Below are 18,061 nucleotides of genomic sequence, written 5' to 3'. Positions count from 1 at the left end.
ATATATGCTCGGGCGGTCAGACTTTGAATTGTGTTAAAATCCGGTCATCAAATTGGAGATCTCACATGCAAACACTAGCAGGAAAGAAAATTCTACTCGGCATCAGTGGCGGTATTGCTGCGTATAAATGTGCGGAGCTAACCCGTCGCCTCATAGAGAGAGGAGCGCAAGTTCAAGTTGTAATGACGAAAGCAGCAAAAGAGTTCATTACCCCTTTAACCATGCAAGCCGTTTCGGGCCGTCCTGTCTCGGACAGTTTATTAGACCCAGCGGCGGAAGCCTCTATGGGCCATATTGAATTGGCCAAGTGGGCAGATTTAGTGCTATTAGCGCCAGCGACCGCGGACTTAATCGCGCGCATGTCCGCAGGCATGGGGAACGATTTACTTACTACGCTCGTGCTCGCGACGGATTCCCCTGTTGCTGTTTCTCCTGCGATGAATCAACAGATGTATCGCAATATCGCAACCCAAGAGAACATCGCTACGTTAGCGCGTCGTGGTATGCACATCTGGGGCCCCGCTGCAGGAGAGCAAGCCTGTGGTGATGTAGGACCAGGTCGAATGCTGGAACCAATGCAGCTAGTACATCTATGTGAACAGTTCTTTCAACCAAAATTGCTAGAAGGTAAGTCGATACTCATTACCGCCGGACCAACTCGCGAAGCGATTGATCCAGTGCGTTACATTACGAACCATAGCTCCGGGAAAATGGGCTATGCATTGGCGAGCGCCGCAGCGCAGATGGGAGCAAAAGTCACCCTCGTGAGCGGTCCTGTCAGTTTAAATACGCCCGTAGGTGTTGAGCGCATAAATGTTTCCAGTGCACAAGAGATGCACGAAGCCGTTATGACACATGCAAACCAGCATGATGCCTTTATTAGCTGCGCTGCCGTTGCCGACTACCGCCCACAAACGATCGCGTCTCAAAAGTTGAAAAAGACAGAAGACAACGACGAAATGGTCATTAATATGGTTAAAAATCCTGATATTGTTGCATCTGTGGCAGCAATGACGGAGAAGCGTCCGTTTACCGTCGGCTTTGCGGCTGAAACCAATGACGTAGAGACCTACGCTCGAGGCAAGTTAACAAAGAAAAACCTCGATATGATCTGTGCAAACGACGTTTCGGTTGCAGGGCAAGGATTTAACAGCAACGACAACGCGATTACCCTGTACTGGCCTGAGGGTGAACTTGCGCTCGATTTAGAATCAAAAGAAGCATTGAGCTTTAAAATTCTCGAAAAAATGCATCAATTGATGTAACTAACGTTTGAAAACCCTGCCAACTTTTCACAAAAGCTGGCATAAATTTGGTACAAACATGACAACTAAGGGTGTTAAATCTCCCATTCCACCCTTAGTGATCTAGTTTGAGGCGAAATAGCGTCTTATAATCCCCTCCGCTCAACTTTGTATTTTGAAAGGAAGTAACTAATGGCCGGCAGTAAAAAATCCAACCGTCGTGAAGAGATCTTACAAGCATTAGCAGAAATGCTTGAATCAACAGAAGGCGCTTCACGTATTACTACGGCAAAACTGGCCAAGCAAGTCGGCGTTTCAGAAGCCGCGCTGTATCGTCATTTCCCAAGTAAAGCGCGCATGTTCGAAGGGTTGATTGAGTTCATTGAAGAAGCCTTGATGACACGTATCAACCGTATTCTAGACGACGAAAAAGATACACTAGAGCGTATTCGTATGGTGATGCACCTTATTTTGGCGTTCTCTGAACGTAACCCTGGTCTGACACGCATTTTGTCGGGCCATGCTCTAATGTTTGAAAATGAACGCCTACGTGAACGCATCAATCAACTCTTTGAGCGCATAGAAACACAATTGCGCCAGATCCTGCGTGAACGTAAGATTCGTGAAGGGAAGTCTTTCCCTGTCGAAGAGCGCATCCTAGCCGCGCAAATTCTGGGACAAGTTGAGGGTAGCCTAAACCGCTTTGTGCGTAGCGACTTTAAATACCAGCCGACTGCAAACTTTGACGAGTACTGGGCGCTTTTGAGTGCACAAATAAAGTAAAAGATTATGAGTAAAGACAAATACACGCAGCCCGAGTTTTCTCTTTCACTTCTTCACCCTCGTAACTGGGGCGTATGGCTTGGGTTTGGTCTGTTGGCCATCCTGGTCAATATTCTTCCTTATCGGCTGCTGCTTTCATTAGGTCGTTCACTCGGCAAACTTGGCATGCGCTACGGTAAAAAGCGTGTCCACGTTGCTCAACGTAACTTAGAATTGGCCTTTCCAGAGAAAACACCTGGAGAGATTCAACATATTGTTGAAGAGAACTTCAAAAATACCGGTATGGCACTCATAGAAACCGGGATCACTTGGTTCTGGCCGACTTGGCGCTTTAAAAAACTTATCGTCGAGAAAGATCTCGGCGCACTGCGTGAAAAAGCCAAAGAAGGTAAAGGCGTCCTACTTTGTTGTGTCCACGCTCTTAATCTAGAGATCACTGCGCGTGCTTTCGCCGTGTTAGGCGTGGCCGGGTACGGCGCGTTTCGTCCGCATAATAATCCTGCTTATAACTTTATCCAGTATTGGGGACGGACACATAACGGTAATAAACTGATTGATCGTAAAGATGTGAAAAAGATGATTCGTGTATTACGCAGTGGTGAGCGTCTGTTCTATCTGCCGGATCACGATTACGGTCGCAAAAAATCTGTATTTGTGCCCTTCTTTGCCGTAGACGATGCGTGTACGACAACTGGTACAAGCATTCTGGCGTATACCTCAAAATGTGCGATCATCCCAGGCTCAGGGTTTCGCAATGGTGAAGGGAAATACGACATCATCGCCGATAAGTGCATTGAAGCCGACTATCCACAAAAAGACGAAGTCGCCGCTGCCGCTTATATGAACAAGTATGTGGAAGAGGTCATTCTGCGCGCTCCAGAGCAATGGATGTGGCTCCATAAACGCTACAAAACCATGCAAGATGAGCATGTCGAGAAAGGCATTCGCTATAAGTAAGTCGTCAAGGCGATAAATCCAAAAACAAAAAAGGGCAGATGAATATCCATCTGCCCTTTTTACTTTTTCAGAAAAAGTAACGAATTAAATGCCGTATTCCGAGCGATAGGCTTTAACTGCTTCCAAGTGCTCAGCAGCGTCACCTTTCTCTTCTAAGTAAGTCACAAGATCACCCAAACTTACAATTGAAATCACGGCACAACCAAAGTCACGCTCAACTTCTTGAATCGCAGAAAGCTCGCCCTTGCCCTTCTCTTGGCGGTCGATAGCAACCAGTACACCAGCAAGGTCTGCGCCATTTGCTTGAATGATTTCCATCGATTCACGAATCGCAGTACCTGCTGTGATTACGTCATCCACTAGCATGATTCGACCTTCAAGCGCAGAGCCTACAAGGTTACCGCCTTCGCCGTGATCTTTCGCTTCTTTACGGTTGAAGCAGTAAGGCGTGTCGATATCGTGGTGATCCGCCAGCGCGACTGCTGTTGTCGTCGCAATTGGGATACCTTTGTACGCCGGGCCAAACAGCACATCAAACTCAATGCCTGAATCTGCAAGCGCTGCTGCGTAAAAACGACCAAGACGCGCTAGGTCACGACCAGTATTGAAAAAACCAGCGTTAAAGAAGTACGGGCTTTTACGGCCAGATTTCAAAGTAAACTCACCAAACTTAAGAACTTCTTTCTCAAGTGCAAACTCAATAAACTCACGCTGGTATGCTTTCATGGATTTCTCTCAATTTTCTTTTCGTGTGGGGATCAGGTCCTAGGACCTAGTAATATGCAAAAAAATAGCTTCCTTTCGGGGAAGCTATTTAAATAAATCATTAATTTTCTAACGCCGCCTTCTGCGCTGCGACAATTTCCGTAATGCCGATTTTCGCCGACTCGAGCAATGCCATCAGCTGTTCGTGACTGAACGGTTCACCTTCTGCGGTGCCCTGAATTTCAATCATCTTACCTTCTTCTGTCATTACAACGTTCATGTCTGTGTCTGCCGCTGAATCTTCAACGTACTCAAGGTCACACAGAACATCATCGCCTAGCAAACCAACTGAAACTGCCGCTACGTGGCCTTTCATTGGATTCGCTTTTAGCTTACCGCTATCCACTAGGTGTTGGAACGCATCGGCCATTGCAACACTTGCGCCGCTGATAGATGCAGTACGGGTACCACCGTCAGCTTGGATAACGTCACAGTCAACGGTGATCATGAACTCACCCATGGCTTTTAGATCGACAACAGCACGTAGGCTTCGCGCGATAAGACGCTGAATTTCCATCGTACGGCCGCCTTGCTTTCCACTTGCTGCTTCACGACGAGTACGAGAATGTGTTGCTCGAGGTAGCATGCCGTATTCAGCTGTAACCCAGCCTTTACCTTGACCTTTTAGCCAACGTGGCACAGATTCTTCGACGGTCGCATTACACAACACTTTGGTGTTACCGAACTCAACTAGCACTGACCCTTCAGCGTAAGCTGTGTAGTTACGAGTAATTTTGATAGGGCGAACTTGATCCGCCTTGCGATCGTTTGGACGCATGGGCATCTACCTTAAATATGAGGAGAAGACGATTTGGTTGGGCGAAGATTATAACGGAATCGATTCCGGATTCATAGGTTACGCCGCTGGCACAACATAAACAATCCATACATCCCGCGCACCTATCGACGCAGCGTGATACACTCTTGAAGTAATTTTCAAAAAATGAAGACAGGAAAATTCGATGATTTACAGTATGACAGCGTATGCACGCAAAGAAGTAAAAGGCGATTGGGGTTCTGCGGTATGGGAAATCCGCAGCGTGAACCAGCGTTATTTAGAAACATACTTCCGCATGCCAGAACAATTTCGCGGATTAGAGCCCGTTTTACGCGAGCGTTTTCGTAAGCGCTTAGCGCGAGGCAAAGTGGAATGTAATCTGCGCTTTGAAGCAAACCCTGCCGCAAAAGGTGAGCTTAGCATCAACGAAGCGCTTGCTAGCCAGGTAATTAAGGCCGCTGAACAAGTCATGCACATGACTGGTGAACTGAGCCGAATCAATCCATTTCAAGTCATGCAATGGCCGGGGGTAATGGAAACGCCAGAGCAAGACATGGATGCAGTAAATAAAGTGCTACTAGAAGCGTTTGATGGCGCAATGGATGAATTTATTGAAGCGCGCGCTCGTGAAGGCGAGAACATGAAAGCGCTGATTGAACAGCGTTTAGACGCCATATCTGCAGAAGTCGTAAAAGTGCGTGCCCGCATGCCAGAAATTTTAGAATGGCAACGTGAGCGACTATTCTCGAAGTTCGAAGACGCTAAAGTGGAACTGGATCCATCTCGTATCGAGCAAGAGTTGATTTTGCTAGCGCAAAAATCGGATGTTGCTGAAGAGCTCGATCGCTTGGACTCTCACGTAAAAGAAACCACAAACATTCTGAAAAAAGGTGGCGCAGTGGGTCGTCGTCTGGACTTCATGATGCAAGAGTTCAACCGTGAATCGAACACGCTAGCGTCGAAATCCATCAGCACCGACATCACCGCATCGGGCGTTGAACTGAAAGTTCTAATTGAACAGATGCGTGAGCAGATCCAAAACATTGAATGATCTAAAAGTCACGAGTATTGAAACAAAAAAGCCCCGCTAGTGCGGGGCTTTCTTTTATTCATCTTTTTCCAAGGTTCTGTTATCAACGTAGGGCCAATAATGATGCCCGACTCTGATGAGCAACGTTGCCGCAGCTAAGATAAACGCTGCCAGAGATAACCACACAACCAAAACCGCATCCAGCTCTTTCATTCCGAGTGTGATATAGCGGGCGATCGCCATCATCGCGATATAGATAGGATAGCGTACCGGAATTTTACCGTTCATCACGAACTGCTGCACCATGGCGAGCACTTCCAGATAGATAAACATCAAAAGAATATCCGTGAGTAAGACACGCTTCTCGACAAATACGTGTACAAACTCTTGCATCATGGCGTACAACGTCGCCAAGGTAATAGAGACTAATAATACCGCCTCCAAAATATGGAAGATTTTCAGGAACGGTCGACTAAAGGATTTCGGTAAATTCGACGGCATGGTCCATTATCCAGACAAATAAGATAGGCCTTGAGTTTAGCATGCAACGATCTTCAATCAATCATAATACTCAAGCGCCAATCGACACCAAGACCTAACATAGGCCTATAAAAACGCTCCGCTTATTTGGCGGAGCGTTTTTGTGTTATAGGACCTGTGGCATCACTTACGCCACTTGCTGCTTTTTTTCAGCCAGGCGCTTTTTCTTCCGATATTTAGGGTGGGTGATCGGAATCGCAGATAGGAGTTTCTTGGTGTACTCGTTTTGCGGGTTTGCATAAATTTCTTTCGCGCTGCCTGCTTCTACCACTTTACCAAAATACATCACGGCAACTTTGTCTGAAACGTGTTTCACCACAGAGAGATCGTGAGAGATAAAGATGATCGCCAAGTTCATCTCTTGTTGCAGTTGTAGTAATAGGTTCAGAATTTGTGCCTGTACCGATACATCTAGTGCAGATACCGATTCATCACAAATCAGTAATTTAGGCTTCAATGCAATCGCGCGAGCAATACCGATACGCTGACGTTGGCCGCCTGAAAACTCATGTGGATAGCGGTTGACTGCCGTTTCTGGCAAACCCACCTTGATTAAAAGCTCTTTTACCCACTGTTTGCGCTCGGCTGGCGTACCGATTTTATGAATAACAAACGGTTCTTCTAGAATCATACCGATGGTATGACGCTGATTGAGTGATTCCATTGGGTCTTGAAAGACGATTTGCATGTCTTTACGCAGCGATCGCATCTCTTTGACAGACAGTTTAGTGATGTCTTTACCTTCAAAGAAAATCTTACCTTCCGTTGGCTCGTATAACTTTAAGATCGTGCGCCCAAGGGTGCTTTTACCACAACCTGACTCACCAACTAGTCCCAGTGTTTCACCTTCAGAAACAGACAGTGAAACCCCGTCTACCGCTTTGATGGTGTAGCCTTTCTTGAACAGCCCTTTACCAGAAACAAAGTGCTGCTTAAGATTTTCAATTCTTAATACTTCTTTTGCCATAACATCCTCTTTTATGACTCGTTCACTTTGCCCAGTTAACTGGCAAACATGCTGGCATCAATAGGCTTGATATCGATCATCTGCTTCGGCTCATTATCTAAGCTCGGCATCAACCCCATCAAACGCTCTGTATATGGGTGCTGCGGGTTATCAAACAACTCAAAAATTTCTGCTTTTTCGACAATACGCCCACCATACATCACGGCAACATCATCACACACTTCTGCCACAACCCCGAGGTCGTGAGTAATGAAGATCATCGCCATGCCCGTTTCTTCCTGAAGCTCGTTCATCAGTTCAAGGATAGACGCCTGAACCGTAACATCCAACGCCGTAGTCGGTTCATCACAAATCAGAATGTCCGGCTTACAGGCCAACGCCATCGCGATCATGACACGCTGGCGCATACCGCCAGATAGGTTATGGGGATACTCATTCAATCGTTTCTCTGGCATTGGGATTTTGACTTTTGCCAGCATCTCAATCGAGAAAGCCTCCCGCTCCTTTTTGTCGAGCTCTGGTCGATGGAGTTCAAGCACTTCACATATTTGACGACCAATAGTGTGTACTGGATTGAGCGCCGTCATCGGATCTTGGAAGATGATCGAAATGCGATCGCCACGCATGGCGTACATCTCTTCCGCAGGCAAATCAACTAGGTTGGTGCCGCGATAATTCACTTCACCTTTGATGATGTTGCCATATGGCTTAGGCAGTAGCCCCATGATCGACATTGAGGTTACGCTCTTCCCACTGCCTGACTCTCCCACCAGACCGAGTGTACGTCCAGCTCTCACATCAAAGTTCACACCATGCAGCACCTTCACTAGTCCATCATCGGTGGTGAATTCAACTTCGAGATCTTTAACACTTAGGATTACATCGTTTTCCATAACCAATCCTTACAGCTTATAAGTGTCATCTACGACGACGACAGGTTCAAAAGCTTTGCCTGATTTCATCGCTTGTTTGGTTTCTTTCTTGATATCGCTATCAATCCAGTAAGTGCCATCCCCTATGATGCCACCACTGAACAACGCCTCTGTCATGCGATTCATTGGCTTATCAGGAAACTTTAGCCAGCGCCAGTGACCGTAGCGGACATAAGGAATCATGTAGCCTGTTACGATAACGTGCGCATCAATGATGTCACGCTGAATCTCATGACCTAGCTGGATCTTTTTATCCATATCCATGCTAAAACGATACTCGATGATCTTTTCATCCAGCTCTGGCGTGCTGTAGTTTGTGAAAGAGTTAGTTTGCGGCTTGTTCGCATTGACTGAATGGAAGTACTCCCAATACGTTGGGATCTCGGACGTACCCATATCTAAGAAAGCCAAATCGTGCTTTTTCTCACGGACGTATTTGAACATGGATGAGCCATCAACCAACTTGAGCTCAATATCCAACCCTGCTAGCTTGGCTTGCTCACGCAAAAAAGCAATACGAGGAGTATGAACAGGTGTTCCGTAGGTCAGCTCGAAGCTTAAACGCTCACCTTTATCATTGACACGAATACCATCGGAACCAATTTTGTTAAAGCCTGCGGCTTCGAATGCCTCGGCCGCTTTTGCGGGGTCAAATTTCGGTGCTTTCGCGTCTGGTAGGGTGTATTTACCATGGCCATAACCCGTCGGGTTTGGCTTACGGGAGTAGTCACCACGCATGATATTCTCAATCATGCCATCAAAATCAATTGCGTAAGTAATGCCCTTGCGAACGTTTAAATCATCCAGTAAAGGCATCGCGGTGTTCATCCATACGCCGCCCGCACCGACTGGAAATTGGTTGTAACCCCAGAACTTTTGAATATAGCCTTTTTGGTACGGTTCTGTGTTCGATTTATCGTGCCATAGACTTGGCAGAACCAGACCAAATGCATCCAACTTACCCTTTTCAAAATGCTTCATCGCAATATCGCTATCGCGGATCACTGTGATGCGAATCTTGTCGACATTGTAGCGATTTTGGTAGTACTTATTGCTGTAACCCCACCAATCTTCACCAACATGTTTGAAAGTCACACTTCTACCTTTTTTGATATCATCTAGGTAGTACGCACTGGTCGTTGGTTCACTTTTAAAGTTGTAGTAACGGACAAAATTATCGTGAATACCATCACCATTTTCGTCCTTTGAAGGATTGGCATAAAAGTGTGCGGGACGAGGGCGTAAAGCCCCCATTCTTAGCAATAATTCTTCCGGATTGAACTCTTTCGCGGCCTTAACAGCAAACGTATGAGCGTCGTACTTAATAACGTCCGCAATGGTTTTGTTGTAATAATCGTTGTACCAAGGTTCTAGGATATCCTTAGAACGATAAAACTTAAGCATGAATACAAAATCGTCGGCAGTCACAGGCTTGCCGTCCGACCATTTGGCTTCTGGATTGAGTTTGAAATAGACGGTTTTATTGTCGCCAGCTAACGCCCACTCATTAGCAAGTTCAGGGATGAACTCTAAAGTGTCTGGGTGTCGAACCACCAATCCAGGGGTTTCATCCAAGATAAAGGAACGCAACCCCGCATTAGCGTCTGGGCCAACACTACGTAACGTCTGTGGAAAACTTGACATGAAGGTGCGATAGGTCCCTCCACGTTTCGCTTCAGGCGAACCATATTGAGGCTCATCCCAGTTTGTTTGCCAGTTTAAGTCAGTCGGAAGCGTTGCTGACATTGCACCAAAACTCAGGGCGCTCAGCGTGGACGCTAAAAATAATTTCTTCATAAAACTTCCCTTTTTTATGTTTTGCTCACAATGCTCGCTTAAACATAGCGTGTGAATTTTTTCGGGTCGAAGGCCGCTCGAATGGCTTCACCAATAAAGGTCACCATTACCAACACGAGTACAATTGACGTCACCACTGAGGCAACAATCCATGGCGAGTCTAGGTTAGATTTACCTTGTTGTAGCAGTTCCCCCCAACTTGGCGTTGGTGGCATCAGACCTAAACCTAGATAATCCAAAGCGGTCAGCGCAGTGATGTTTGCTGCAATAGTGAACGGCGCCAATGTCACGATCATCACCATCGTATTCGGTAGGATGTGATTAAACAAAATACGTCCCGTCGATGCCCCTAAAGCACGTGCCGCCATTACGTATTCTCGTGCCGCTTCTTTATAAGTCATGGTCCGCATGTACCATGTCATCCCCATCCAGGTGAAAAGCACGTTAATAGCGACAAAGAGAGCGAACGTCGGTTGAACGATTGAGACAAGAATCATAATGACGTACAAAAACGGTACCATTGACCAGATTTCGATAAGTCGCTGTACAAACAAGTCAAATTTACCGCCCCAAAAACCCATAGCACAACCAACTGCGGTACCGATCGCGTAGGAAATTGCCATGGTGAGCAACGCAAATCCCATTGCCGTTCTGAATCCGTAGACAAGTCGTGCCAAAATATCGCGACCTATCACATCTGTACCTAAATAATGCTTGTTTTCGGCACTAGGCGCTGTTGGCGGGAAATCACCACTAAAATCCTGTTCATATGGGTTCCATGGCACAAGCGGCAAAATAACAAAGTTGTCGCTCCCTTCGGCCTCAAACGCTTTTTTCAGTACGCGATAATCCGCTTCGCTGGATGACTCTTGGCCGAATTCACTGCCTAAACGGACATCACTGACAACAGGAAAATAGTAGCTACCATCGTACTTGACGACTAGCGCTTTACTATTAATCAGAAGTTCAGCAAAGAGCGACAGGATCAACATGATTGAGAGAATGACAAACGACCAATAACCTCGTTTGATCTCTTTAAAGTGGCGAATTTTCTTTTGAGTTAATGGACTAACTTTAATCATGTTACGCTCCAAACTTCACACGTGGGTCGACTAAAGCAACACAAATATCTGAAATAATGTTACCAATGAGCAGCAACAGCGCATTAATGGCGACAATACCCATAACAACAGGGTAATCACGCTCCATGATTGATTCGTAACCCAATAAACCAATGCCATCAATATTGAAGATAACTTCAATCAGGAAGGCACCGGTCATGAAGAACAACAAAGAGTTACCAAAATGACTCGCGATTGGAATTAAGCTGTTACGCAACGCGTGCTTACGAACCGCCTTTTTGAAAGGTAAGCCCTTCGCGATAGCTGTACGGATATAGTCTGAAGAAAGGTTTTCCATCAGGTTGTTTTTCATCGTCATTGTCAGTGTTGCAAAGTCGCCAATGAGGTAACAGATTAAAGGCAACACCGCGTGCCACATGATGTCCTTGGCGCGTTCAAAGAAAGTTTCGTAATCGTCGAAGTCATCGCCGACAAAGCCTCCCATCGGAAACCATTCCAAGTGATAACTAAATAGCGTGATGAGCAATACACCCACCACATAGCCAGGCAAGGCATAGCCCACAAAGATGAGTATTGAAGAAGCGGAATCAAACACAGAGCCGTGCTTGAGCGCCTTGTAATAACCAAGAGGGATCGAGATAAAATAACTGATAAAAAAGGTCATGCCGCCATAAAATAAAGACACAGGTAAACGCTCTGCAATCATGTCAGAGACAGGCTCGTAGTAACGTGTTGACTCACCAAGGTCTAGCACGACCAAGCGACTTAGCCACTCCACATACGCTTCTGTCACTGGCTTATCAAGACCGTAAAACGCATTTAGCTCAGCGATTTGATCATCAGAAAGGGCGGTATTGCCACCAGCAGACGTCATTGATGCGGCACCATCCCCTTGAGACTGCATTTGTGACAACATGCGTTCAACAGGTCCGCCCGGCACGAAACGAGTGATAGCAAAGATAAGAATAGTTATCCCGAGAAACGTTGGTATCACCAACGCCAAACGGCGTAAAAAGTACGACAGCATATACAACTTGCTCCTTGTCTACTGTCCAGTTCAGGCGGAGTGAAAGAGGAAGTTCCCCGCCCAAAGTGGTGCATATTTATCTCGTAGTAACTAAAACTGTTGAAACACACTCCCTGCGTTTCAAGAACCAGACTTTTCTACTACTGCAATAATTTCAGCGTCATATTTATCTTGAATCCACATCAGCTTCAAGTGTTTGAAACCAAAACATGACAAACTTCCTCCGAAGTCGAAAAACAGAAATGTTTTTGTAAAAAATTATAAAAAACCACAAAAATAATTCACACAGAATATCAATCTAGGCTGTTTAGAGCCAAAACCCTACATAAAAATGCAAATACATGGAATAAATAGACATATCCACCACATGTATATTTGACCTAAAAATACGAGTGAGCCCTTTTACAGCAATGGGTATCATATTTTGATACCACCCTATAAGTTCGAGTCACCAAAGTATGGATTCGATATAAAACTCATCTCAGAACAATTCACTGGAAAAATATCTTTTTTCAGATTCAATTACCCACTAAAAAACCATAGGCAAGATAAGTCATTAAAGTTTATAAGAAACACAAAATACGGTGTTTTATTGAAATTTGATGTCGCCCTGGTAAGGCTATTTAGTTTTTTATTCCGCGTTTTAAACTAACCCTGGTTATTTACATCTTTTTTACATTTAAGCATCCCCGTTTACCACTGGTTTGACTTCCTTTTTTCATCTCGGTTATACATTGGCCGAACGTTAACGAAATATTAACGTCACAATTGGCCGCTATGCGGCCAGACATAGGAAATAATAATAATCGGAGCAACAAGGATGTATAAAAACACAACCGCTTTATCTGTTGCGATAAGCCTTGCGTTAGGGACAGCAGCAGTCGTAGCCCCAGCAACAGCACTGGCAGAAGAGCAACAAGTTGAAAAACTTCAAAAGATGAAAGTTACTGGTTCGCGTATCTCCACGACGGATATGGAAGGTCCTTCACCAGTTACTGTTATTAATAGTAAAGATATTGAATCTAAAGGTTTTAACAGCGCGCAAGACGTGTTGAACAGTTTGACTCAAAACACCGGTGGTGTAATGGCTCAAACGAACTCTTTCTCATTCACACCTGCGGCACAGTCAGTCAACTTACGTGGTCTTGGCGCTTCACGCACATTGATTCTTATCGATGGTCGTCGCCTTCCTCAATATCCACTGGCTCAAGATGGCACATCTAACTTCCAAGACATTGGTCAAATCCCTGTTGCCGCTATCGAGCGTGTTGAAGTAATGACTGATTCAGGTTCCGCTATCTACGGCTCCGACGCGATCGGCGGTGTCGTAAACTTCATTTTAAAGAAAGACTTTGATGGCGTTTCTGTAAAAGTACGTGCGGGTGACGCAACAGATGGTGGCTACCAAAATGGCCGTTTAGACGTTGTTGCCGGTAAAGATTTTGACGATAAACGTATTCTCTTCGTTGGCCAATTTGCGGGCAACGAAATGCTTAAGCAATCTGACCGAGATGATTGGGCTGGCGATGACGGTTCAAGCCGTTCTCAGCTAAGTGGTTACTCTAGCTACGGTGCAAACTTTGAAGGCGCAAACGGAACACTTCTAACACCAGCTGATGTTGGTTCTTCATGTAAAGAAGTCGTTGGTGATGCCGCTATTGAACGAGCGGATGGCAAGTGTGGTGTTAACCGCTCTGCATACCGAACGTTGAAACCAGAAAATAAACAAGTAGACCTGCTTTTACGTGGTGAAATGGACATTAACGACAATGTCACTGCCATGGCAGAAGCCCGTTTTGGCTACAAGTCTACAGAATCTGAATTCGAACCTAACCCTTACAGCGTAGAAGTTGATGCCACTCACTTCCGCGGCGAAGGTGAATACACTCGCCGTATGGTCGAATTTGGCCCACGCGAAAGTAACACTGAAGCCGATTCTTTTGGCTTAACCTTAGGCTTGAACGGCCTGCTTGCTGATACGTATGATTGGGACCTATCAGCTGGTTACTCTGAGCAAAGCGTTGAAACAAGCAATCCAGCAATCTTCCTAACTCTTGATCAAGCCGTACAAAATGGCGATGTCGATCTTCTAGGGCCTATCTCTCAAGACGTTGTAAACAAATACAGCGGCACATCAAGCAAAGAAGCCTACTCAAAGCTTTACTCTGTTAACGGCTCACTGGCCGGTGATTTGGTTGAACTGCCTGCTGGTATGTCTGGCTTTGCTGTTTATGGTGAATGGAACCGTACTGACTACAACGAAACGATTGATGCGACAACAGCGGCTGGTGGTTTCTCTGGTCTAGGCGGAACATCAGGTGGCGGTGACCGTGATCAGATTGGTCTTGGTGTCGAAGCCCTAATTCCTATCATTGAAGATTTGGAAATGACTGTCGCTGGTCGTTATGACCACTACTTCGACGACTCGGCAACAGGCGGAGCCTTCACTCCTAAAGTAGCACTAGCATACCGTCCTACTGACACTCTATTGCTTCGTGGTAGCTACGGTCTAGGTTTCCGAGCTCCAGACTTGAAACGACTATTTGGCGATCAAACTCGAGGCTTTGGCTCTGGTTTTGACCCTGTGCTTTGTGCCAACGCTGGTGGTAGCGGCCCACAAGATAAAGATAAGTACCCAGAGTGTGATACTCAATACTTCGATACGCTTAACGGCCCTAACTCTGAGCTGAAAGAAGAAACAAGTACAAACATTAACTTGGGTCTAGCTTGGGAACCTGTGGATGACCTTGGCGTAACCGTTGACTGGTACCACATCAAGATGGAAGACGTCGTAACAGCACCAACTTACCAAGACGTAATTAACGATCCAGGTAAATACCCAGGCACAGAAGTAGTTCGTAATACAGACGGTACAATCAAGTCCGTATCTTACGGCCCAGTCAACCAGTCATATGAAGAGCGTTCTGGTGTTGACCTTGCTGTGAAATATGCTTACGACACTAATGAGTTCGGTTCATTCAATACGCGCGTAGCTGTAACTAAGATCTTGATTGCTGAATATCAAGAAAACGACAGTGAGCCAGTAACAGATGAAAGAGATTTCATGCCTGAATACACCGCAACGTTAAACCTTGGCTGGGCATACGAAGATGTCGCTATCAACCTATTTGGTAAATACCGCGACCGTATGTGTTCAAGCTATGCGAACCGTTACTACTTTGATGACTGTGACTCTGCTAAGAAAGCTGGTTACAAAGCAGAAATCGCGAGCATGACAACATGGAACCTAACGGCTTCTTACCAATTCAACGAGAGTGGTCGTGTAACTCTTGGTGCTATCAACATGTTTGACAAGGTACCGCCTGCCGATCCTCTAAATGATACCTCTCCATTCTATGCAACTGGATATGACGATCCAATCGGCCGTCAGCTTTACATCGAGGCATCATACGACTTCTAAAAAATATTTGGCGCGGGTTTTCCGCGCCCTTTTCGACTGACTAAAACACTGACAAGGATGCAACCATGAAATTCAAGGAATTTGGTCTCAGTGCCATAGCTGCAGCATTGCTTACTATCAGTAGTAGCTCTGTAGCGGCCAACTCTGGTGCTGTCGTTTCCACACAAGCAAAAGCAAATCAATCTTCAGAAGCTTCGCAACAAAAAATCGACAACTATGCCGAAAGCACTGAAGGCATGTTGGCAGAATACAAAGGCTTACTTCGTCAAATCGACAGTATGAAAGTCTACAACGAGCAAATTAACCGTATGGTTCAATCGCAGCAAGGCGAGTTGGACTCATTAAATAACCAAATTGCTCAAATCGATCAAACGGCAACAGAAGTGGTGCCACTTACATTAAAAATGATCGATGCACTCGACGAATTTGTGACTCTCGATCTGCCTTTCCAGAAAAAAGAGCGTAATAAGCGAGTTCAAGAACTGCGTCGTCTCATGGATCGCGCCGACGTAACAACTTCAGAAAAATTCCGTAAAGTAATGGAAGCGTACCAAATTGAAGAAGGCTTCTCTCGCTCAATCGAATCTTACAAAGCTAGCCTAGACCGAAATGGTGAAATCGTGACTTACAACTTCCTACGTATTGGTCGCACAGCACTTCTATTCCAATCTCCAGACGGTGGTGAGACAGGTATGTGGAACCAACAAACACGTCAATGGGAAACATTACCAGAAAGCTACCGCATCGCGGTACAGCAAGGCCTTCGTATCGCGAAGAAGCAAGCGCCACCAGCGCTAATCAAACTGCCTGTATTTGCTGGGGAGGAATAAGAGATGAAAGGATTCAAAACTCTAGCCGCTGGCCTACTAGCGAGCTTATTTATGGTTTCTGGCGTACAAGCAGAAGCGCCTAAAAACTTATCTGAACTACTTAAAAACGTAAAATCAGAAAGCATCGTTGAGTCGAAAGAGAACAAAGCCCGTGAAGCTGAGTTCAAGAACAACCGCGATAAGCAAGCGGCATTATTGCAACAAGCTCGCGAAGAGTTAGCTGCGCAGCAAGCTCTGGGCGATCAACTTAAAGCAACCTTTGATGAAAACGATAAGCAGCTAACTGAACTAACAGAAACCCTACGTGTTCGCTCTGGTACTTTGGGCGAAATGTTTGGTGTGGTCCGCCAGTATGCGGGAGAGTTTAAGGGCTTATTTGCAGCCTCTCAAAACGCTGTTCAGTTCCCAGAGCGTGACGCTCTACTAACGAAACTGGCTGAAAGTAAAGAACTGCCGTCAACACAAGAGCTAGAAGCTTTCTGGCATACCATTCTTCAACAAGTGGTTGCTTCTGGCGAAACTGCAACAACCCAAGCAACGGTTGTTTATGGCGAAGGTAAAGAAGCGGTTCGCGATGTCACTCTCGTCGGTGAGTTTAACGCGATTGCCGATGGTAAGTACGTCACTTATGTACCTCAAACAGGTAAGTTCGAAGAACTCTCTCGACAGCCTCGCACCAATATTACACGTCATGTTGCAGGATTTGAGTCAGCGTCAAACAGCTATGAGCCACTGTTTATTGACCCATCCCGTGGCGTCATTTTGTCTCTACTTGTGCAAAGTCCTACCGTTCAAGAACGTATTGATCAAGGTGGCATCGTAGGCTACGTCATTCTAGGTATGGGTGCAGTTGGCGCTATCATTGCTCTAATTTGCTTCCTACGCCTTCAAGTGATTGGCGGCAAAATGCGTAAGCAAGCAAAATCAGAAACCGTGATTCCTGGCAACCCATTGGGTGAAGTTATCCAAGCTTACCAAGAGCACAAAGGTGACAACCTTGAAGATCTGGAAGCGAAGCTGGACGAAATCATTCTACGTAATGCTCCAAGCATTGAACGCTTCATCAGCTCAATCAAGCTATTTGCTTCTGTAGCGCCTCTACTTGGTCTACTGGGTACGGTAATGGGTATGATCGGCACATTCCAAGCCATTACTCTGTTCGGTACCGGCGACCCTAAACTGATGGCTGGCGGTATTTCTGAAGCTCTTGTTACCACTATGCTAGGTCTGGTTGTCGCAATTCCATTGCTGTTCCTTTACACCATCGTACACAGCAAAGGTCGTCGTTTGGTTCAAACTCTTGAAGAACAGAGTGCAGGCTTCATCGCTCGCTATCAGGAAAAACTGCATAAAGCCGAAAGCTAAGGAGGCGTTATGTGGTGGTTAGTTGGAGAACTTGAATCAATTAGGCGCTTCTTGGGAATGGGTGGCGATGTACTCGTCGCCATCTTCATCCTCAGCTTTATGCTGTGGGCAGTATTGTTAGAACGTTGGTTCTATTTTGCTGCCGTCGCTCCAAAAGCCATGAAAAAAGCCGTTGGCTCATGGCAAGAGCGCTCAGAGCATCAAAGTTGGAACGCTAAGATGATCCGACAAGAAATCGTTTCTCGTCAGGATATTGAGAATAAAAAGGGACTACCAATCGTGAAAGTGTTGATTGCACTTTGTCCCCTACTGGGTCTACTCGGCACCGTTGTCGGCATGATCCAAGTATTCGACATCTTAGCGGTAACAGGAACAGGAAGCCCTCGAGCAATGGCCTCGGGGATCTCAAAGGCAACAATCCCAACTTTAGCCGGGATGGTGGCTTCTCTATCAGGACTGTTCTTTAGTTCACGTCTTGATCATTTAGCCAAAGTCACAACGCAAAAGCTGGAAGATAAGCTAAAGCATATTGCCTGAGTAAAT

At 45.8% G+C, this 18,061-nt stretch carries 16 protein-coding genes; 8 read left to right on the top strand and 8 right to left on the bottom strand.

Annotation, left to right across the window (positions count from 1 at the left end; all coding sequences use genetic code 11):
• The first annotated feature begins 65 nt into the window (after positions 1-65).
• The 3 genes from coaBC to B7360_RS09645 all read left to right on the top strand — a co-directional run bounded on the left by coaBC (position 66) and on the right by B7360_RS09645 (position 2,984).
• Positions 66-1,265 carry a bifunctional phosphopantothenoylcysteine decarboxylase/phosphopantothenate--cysteine ligase CoaBC gene (coaBC, locus tag B7360_RS09655; RefSeq protein ID WP_085343398.1) on the top strand — a complete coding sequence of 400 codons (1,200 nt, stop codon included), beginning with the start codon at positions 66-68 and terminating at the stop codon, positions 1,263-1,265.
• 171 nt (positions 1,266-1,436) lie between these two features.
• Entirely contained in the window at positions 1,437-2,027 is a 591-nt protein-coding gene (gene slmA / locus B7360_RS09650) for a nucleoid occlusion factor SlmA (RefSeq protein ID WP_005395778.1), read from the top strand.
• Positions 2,028-2,033: 6 nt separating this feature from the next.
• A complete protein-coding gene (locus B7360_RS09645) occupies positions 2,034-2,984 on the top strand; it encodes a Kdo(2)-lipid IV(A) acyltransferase (RefSeq protein WP_085343397.1) in 951 nt (316 codons plus the stop codon).
• An 84-nt stretch (positions 2,985-3,068) separates the two neighbouring features.
• On the opposite strand, the gene pyrE is transcribed toward B7360_RS09645, so the two are convergent.
• Entirely contained in the window at positions 3,069-3,710 is a 642-nt protein-coding gene (gene pyrE, locus B7360_RS09640) for an orotate phosphoribosyltransferase (protein ID WP_085343396.1), read from the bottom strand.
• Between the two features lie 100 nt (positions 3,711-3,810).
• A complete protein-coding gene (gene rph / locus B7360_RS09635) occupies positions 3,811-4,527 on the bottom strand; it encodes a ribonuclease PH (RefSeq protein ID WP_046874111.1) in 717 nt (238 codons plus the stop codon).
• 184 nt (positions 4,528-4,711) lie between these two features.
• Here rph and B7360_RS09625 point away from each other — a divergent pair, with 184 nt between their 5' ends.
• A complete protein-coding gene (locus B7360_RS09625; protein ID WP_005395766.1) occupies positions 4,712-5,578 on the top strand; it encodes a YicC/YloC family endoribonuclease in 867 nt (288 codons plus the stop codon).
• Between the two features lie 54 nt (positions 5,579-5,632).
• Here B7360_RS09625 and B7360_RS09620 read toward each other — a convergent pair whose 3' ends face one another.
• The 6 genes from B7360_RS09620 to B7360_RS09595 form a co-directional block, all read right to left on the bottom strand.
• On the bottom strand, positions 5,633-6,058 hold the full coding sequence (locus tag B7360_RS09620) for a phosphate-starvation-inducible protein PsiE (RefSeq protein WP_012841209.1): 426 nt from the start codon (positions 6,056-6,058) through the stop codon (positions 5,633-5,635).
• A 166-nt stretch (positions 6,059-6,224) separates the two neighbouring features.
• Complete coding sequence (locus tag B7360_RS09615) at positions 6,225-7,064, bottom strand: ABC transporter ATP-binding protein (RefSeq protein ID WP_005394930.1); 840 nt, start codon at positions 7,062-7,064, stop codon at positions 6,225-6,227.
• Between the two features lie 35 nt (positions 7,065-7,099).
• A complete protein-coding gene (locus B7360_RS09610; RefSeq protein ID WP_053084243.1) occupies positions 7,100-7,957 on the bottom strand; it encodes an ABC transporter ATP-binding protein in 858 nt (285 codons plus the stop codon).
• Between the two features lie 9 nt (positions 7,958-7,966).
• Positions 7,967-9,793, bottom strand: a complete 1,827-nt coding sequence (locus tag B7360_RS09605; RefSeq protein ID WP_005394933.1) for an extracellular solute-binding protein — start codon at positions 9,791-9,793, stop codon at positions 7,967-7,969.
• A 38-nt stretch (positions 9,794-9,831) separates the two neighbouring features.
• Positions 9,832-10,875, bottom strand: a complete 1,044-nt coding sequence (locus tag B7360_RS09600) for an ABC transporter permease (protein WP_085343395.1) — start codon at positions 10,873-10,875, stop codon at positions 9,832-9,834.
• Between the two features lies 1 nt (position 10,876).
• A complete protein-coding gene (locus B7360_RS09595) occupies positions 10,877-11,902 on the bottom strand; it encodes an ABC transporter permease subunit (RefSeq protein WP_005394935.1) in 1,026 nt (341 codons plus the stop codon).
• 820 nt (positions 11,903-12,722) lie between these two features.
• On the opposite strand from B7360_RS09595, the gene B7360_RS09590 reads away from it, so the two are divergent.
• The 4 genes from B7360_RS09590 to B7360_RS09575 all read left to right on the top strand — a co-directional run bounded on the left by B7360_RS09590 (position 12,723) and on the right by B7360_RS09575 (position 18,055).
• Complete coding sequence (locus tag B7360_RS09590) at positions 12,723-15,323, top strand: TonB-dependent siderophore receptor (protein ID WP_085343394.1); 2,601 nt, start codon at positions 12,723-12,725, stop codon at positions 15,321-15,323.
• A gap of 65 nt (positions 15,324-15,388) precedes the next feature.
• Entirely contained in the window at positions 15,389-16,153 is a 765-nt protein-coding gene (locus tag B7360_RS09585) for a DUF3450 domain-containing protein (protein WP_085343393.1), read from the top strand.
• 3 nt (positions 16,154-16,156) lie between these two features.
• On the top strand, positions 16,157-17,518 hold the full coding sequence (locus tag B7360_RS09580) for a MotA/TolQ/ExbB proton channel family protein (protein ID WP_005394940.1): 1,362 nt from the start codon (positions 16,157-16,159) through the stop codon (positions 17,516-17,518).
• A 9-nt stretch (positions 17,519-17,527) separates the two neighbouring features.
• Entirely contained in the window at positions 17,528-18,055 is a 528-nt protein-coding gene (locus B7360_RS09575; protein WP_047103760.1) for a MotA/TolQ/ExbB proton channel family protein, read from the top strand.
• The last annotated feature ends 6 nt before the right edge of the window (positions 18,056-18,061 follow it).

Origin of the sequence: Vibrio sp. ArtGut-C1 (assembly GCF_002105475.1) — a bacterium.
GTDB lineage: Bacteria > Pseudomonadota > Gammaproteobacteria > Enterobacterales > Vibrionaceae > Vibrio > Vibrio diabolicus.
This window is presented reverse-complemented; position numbering and strand designations above follow the sequence as displayed.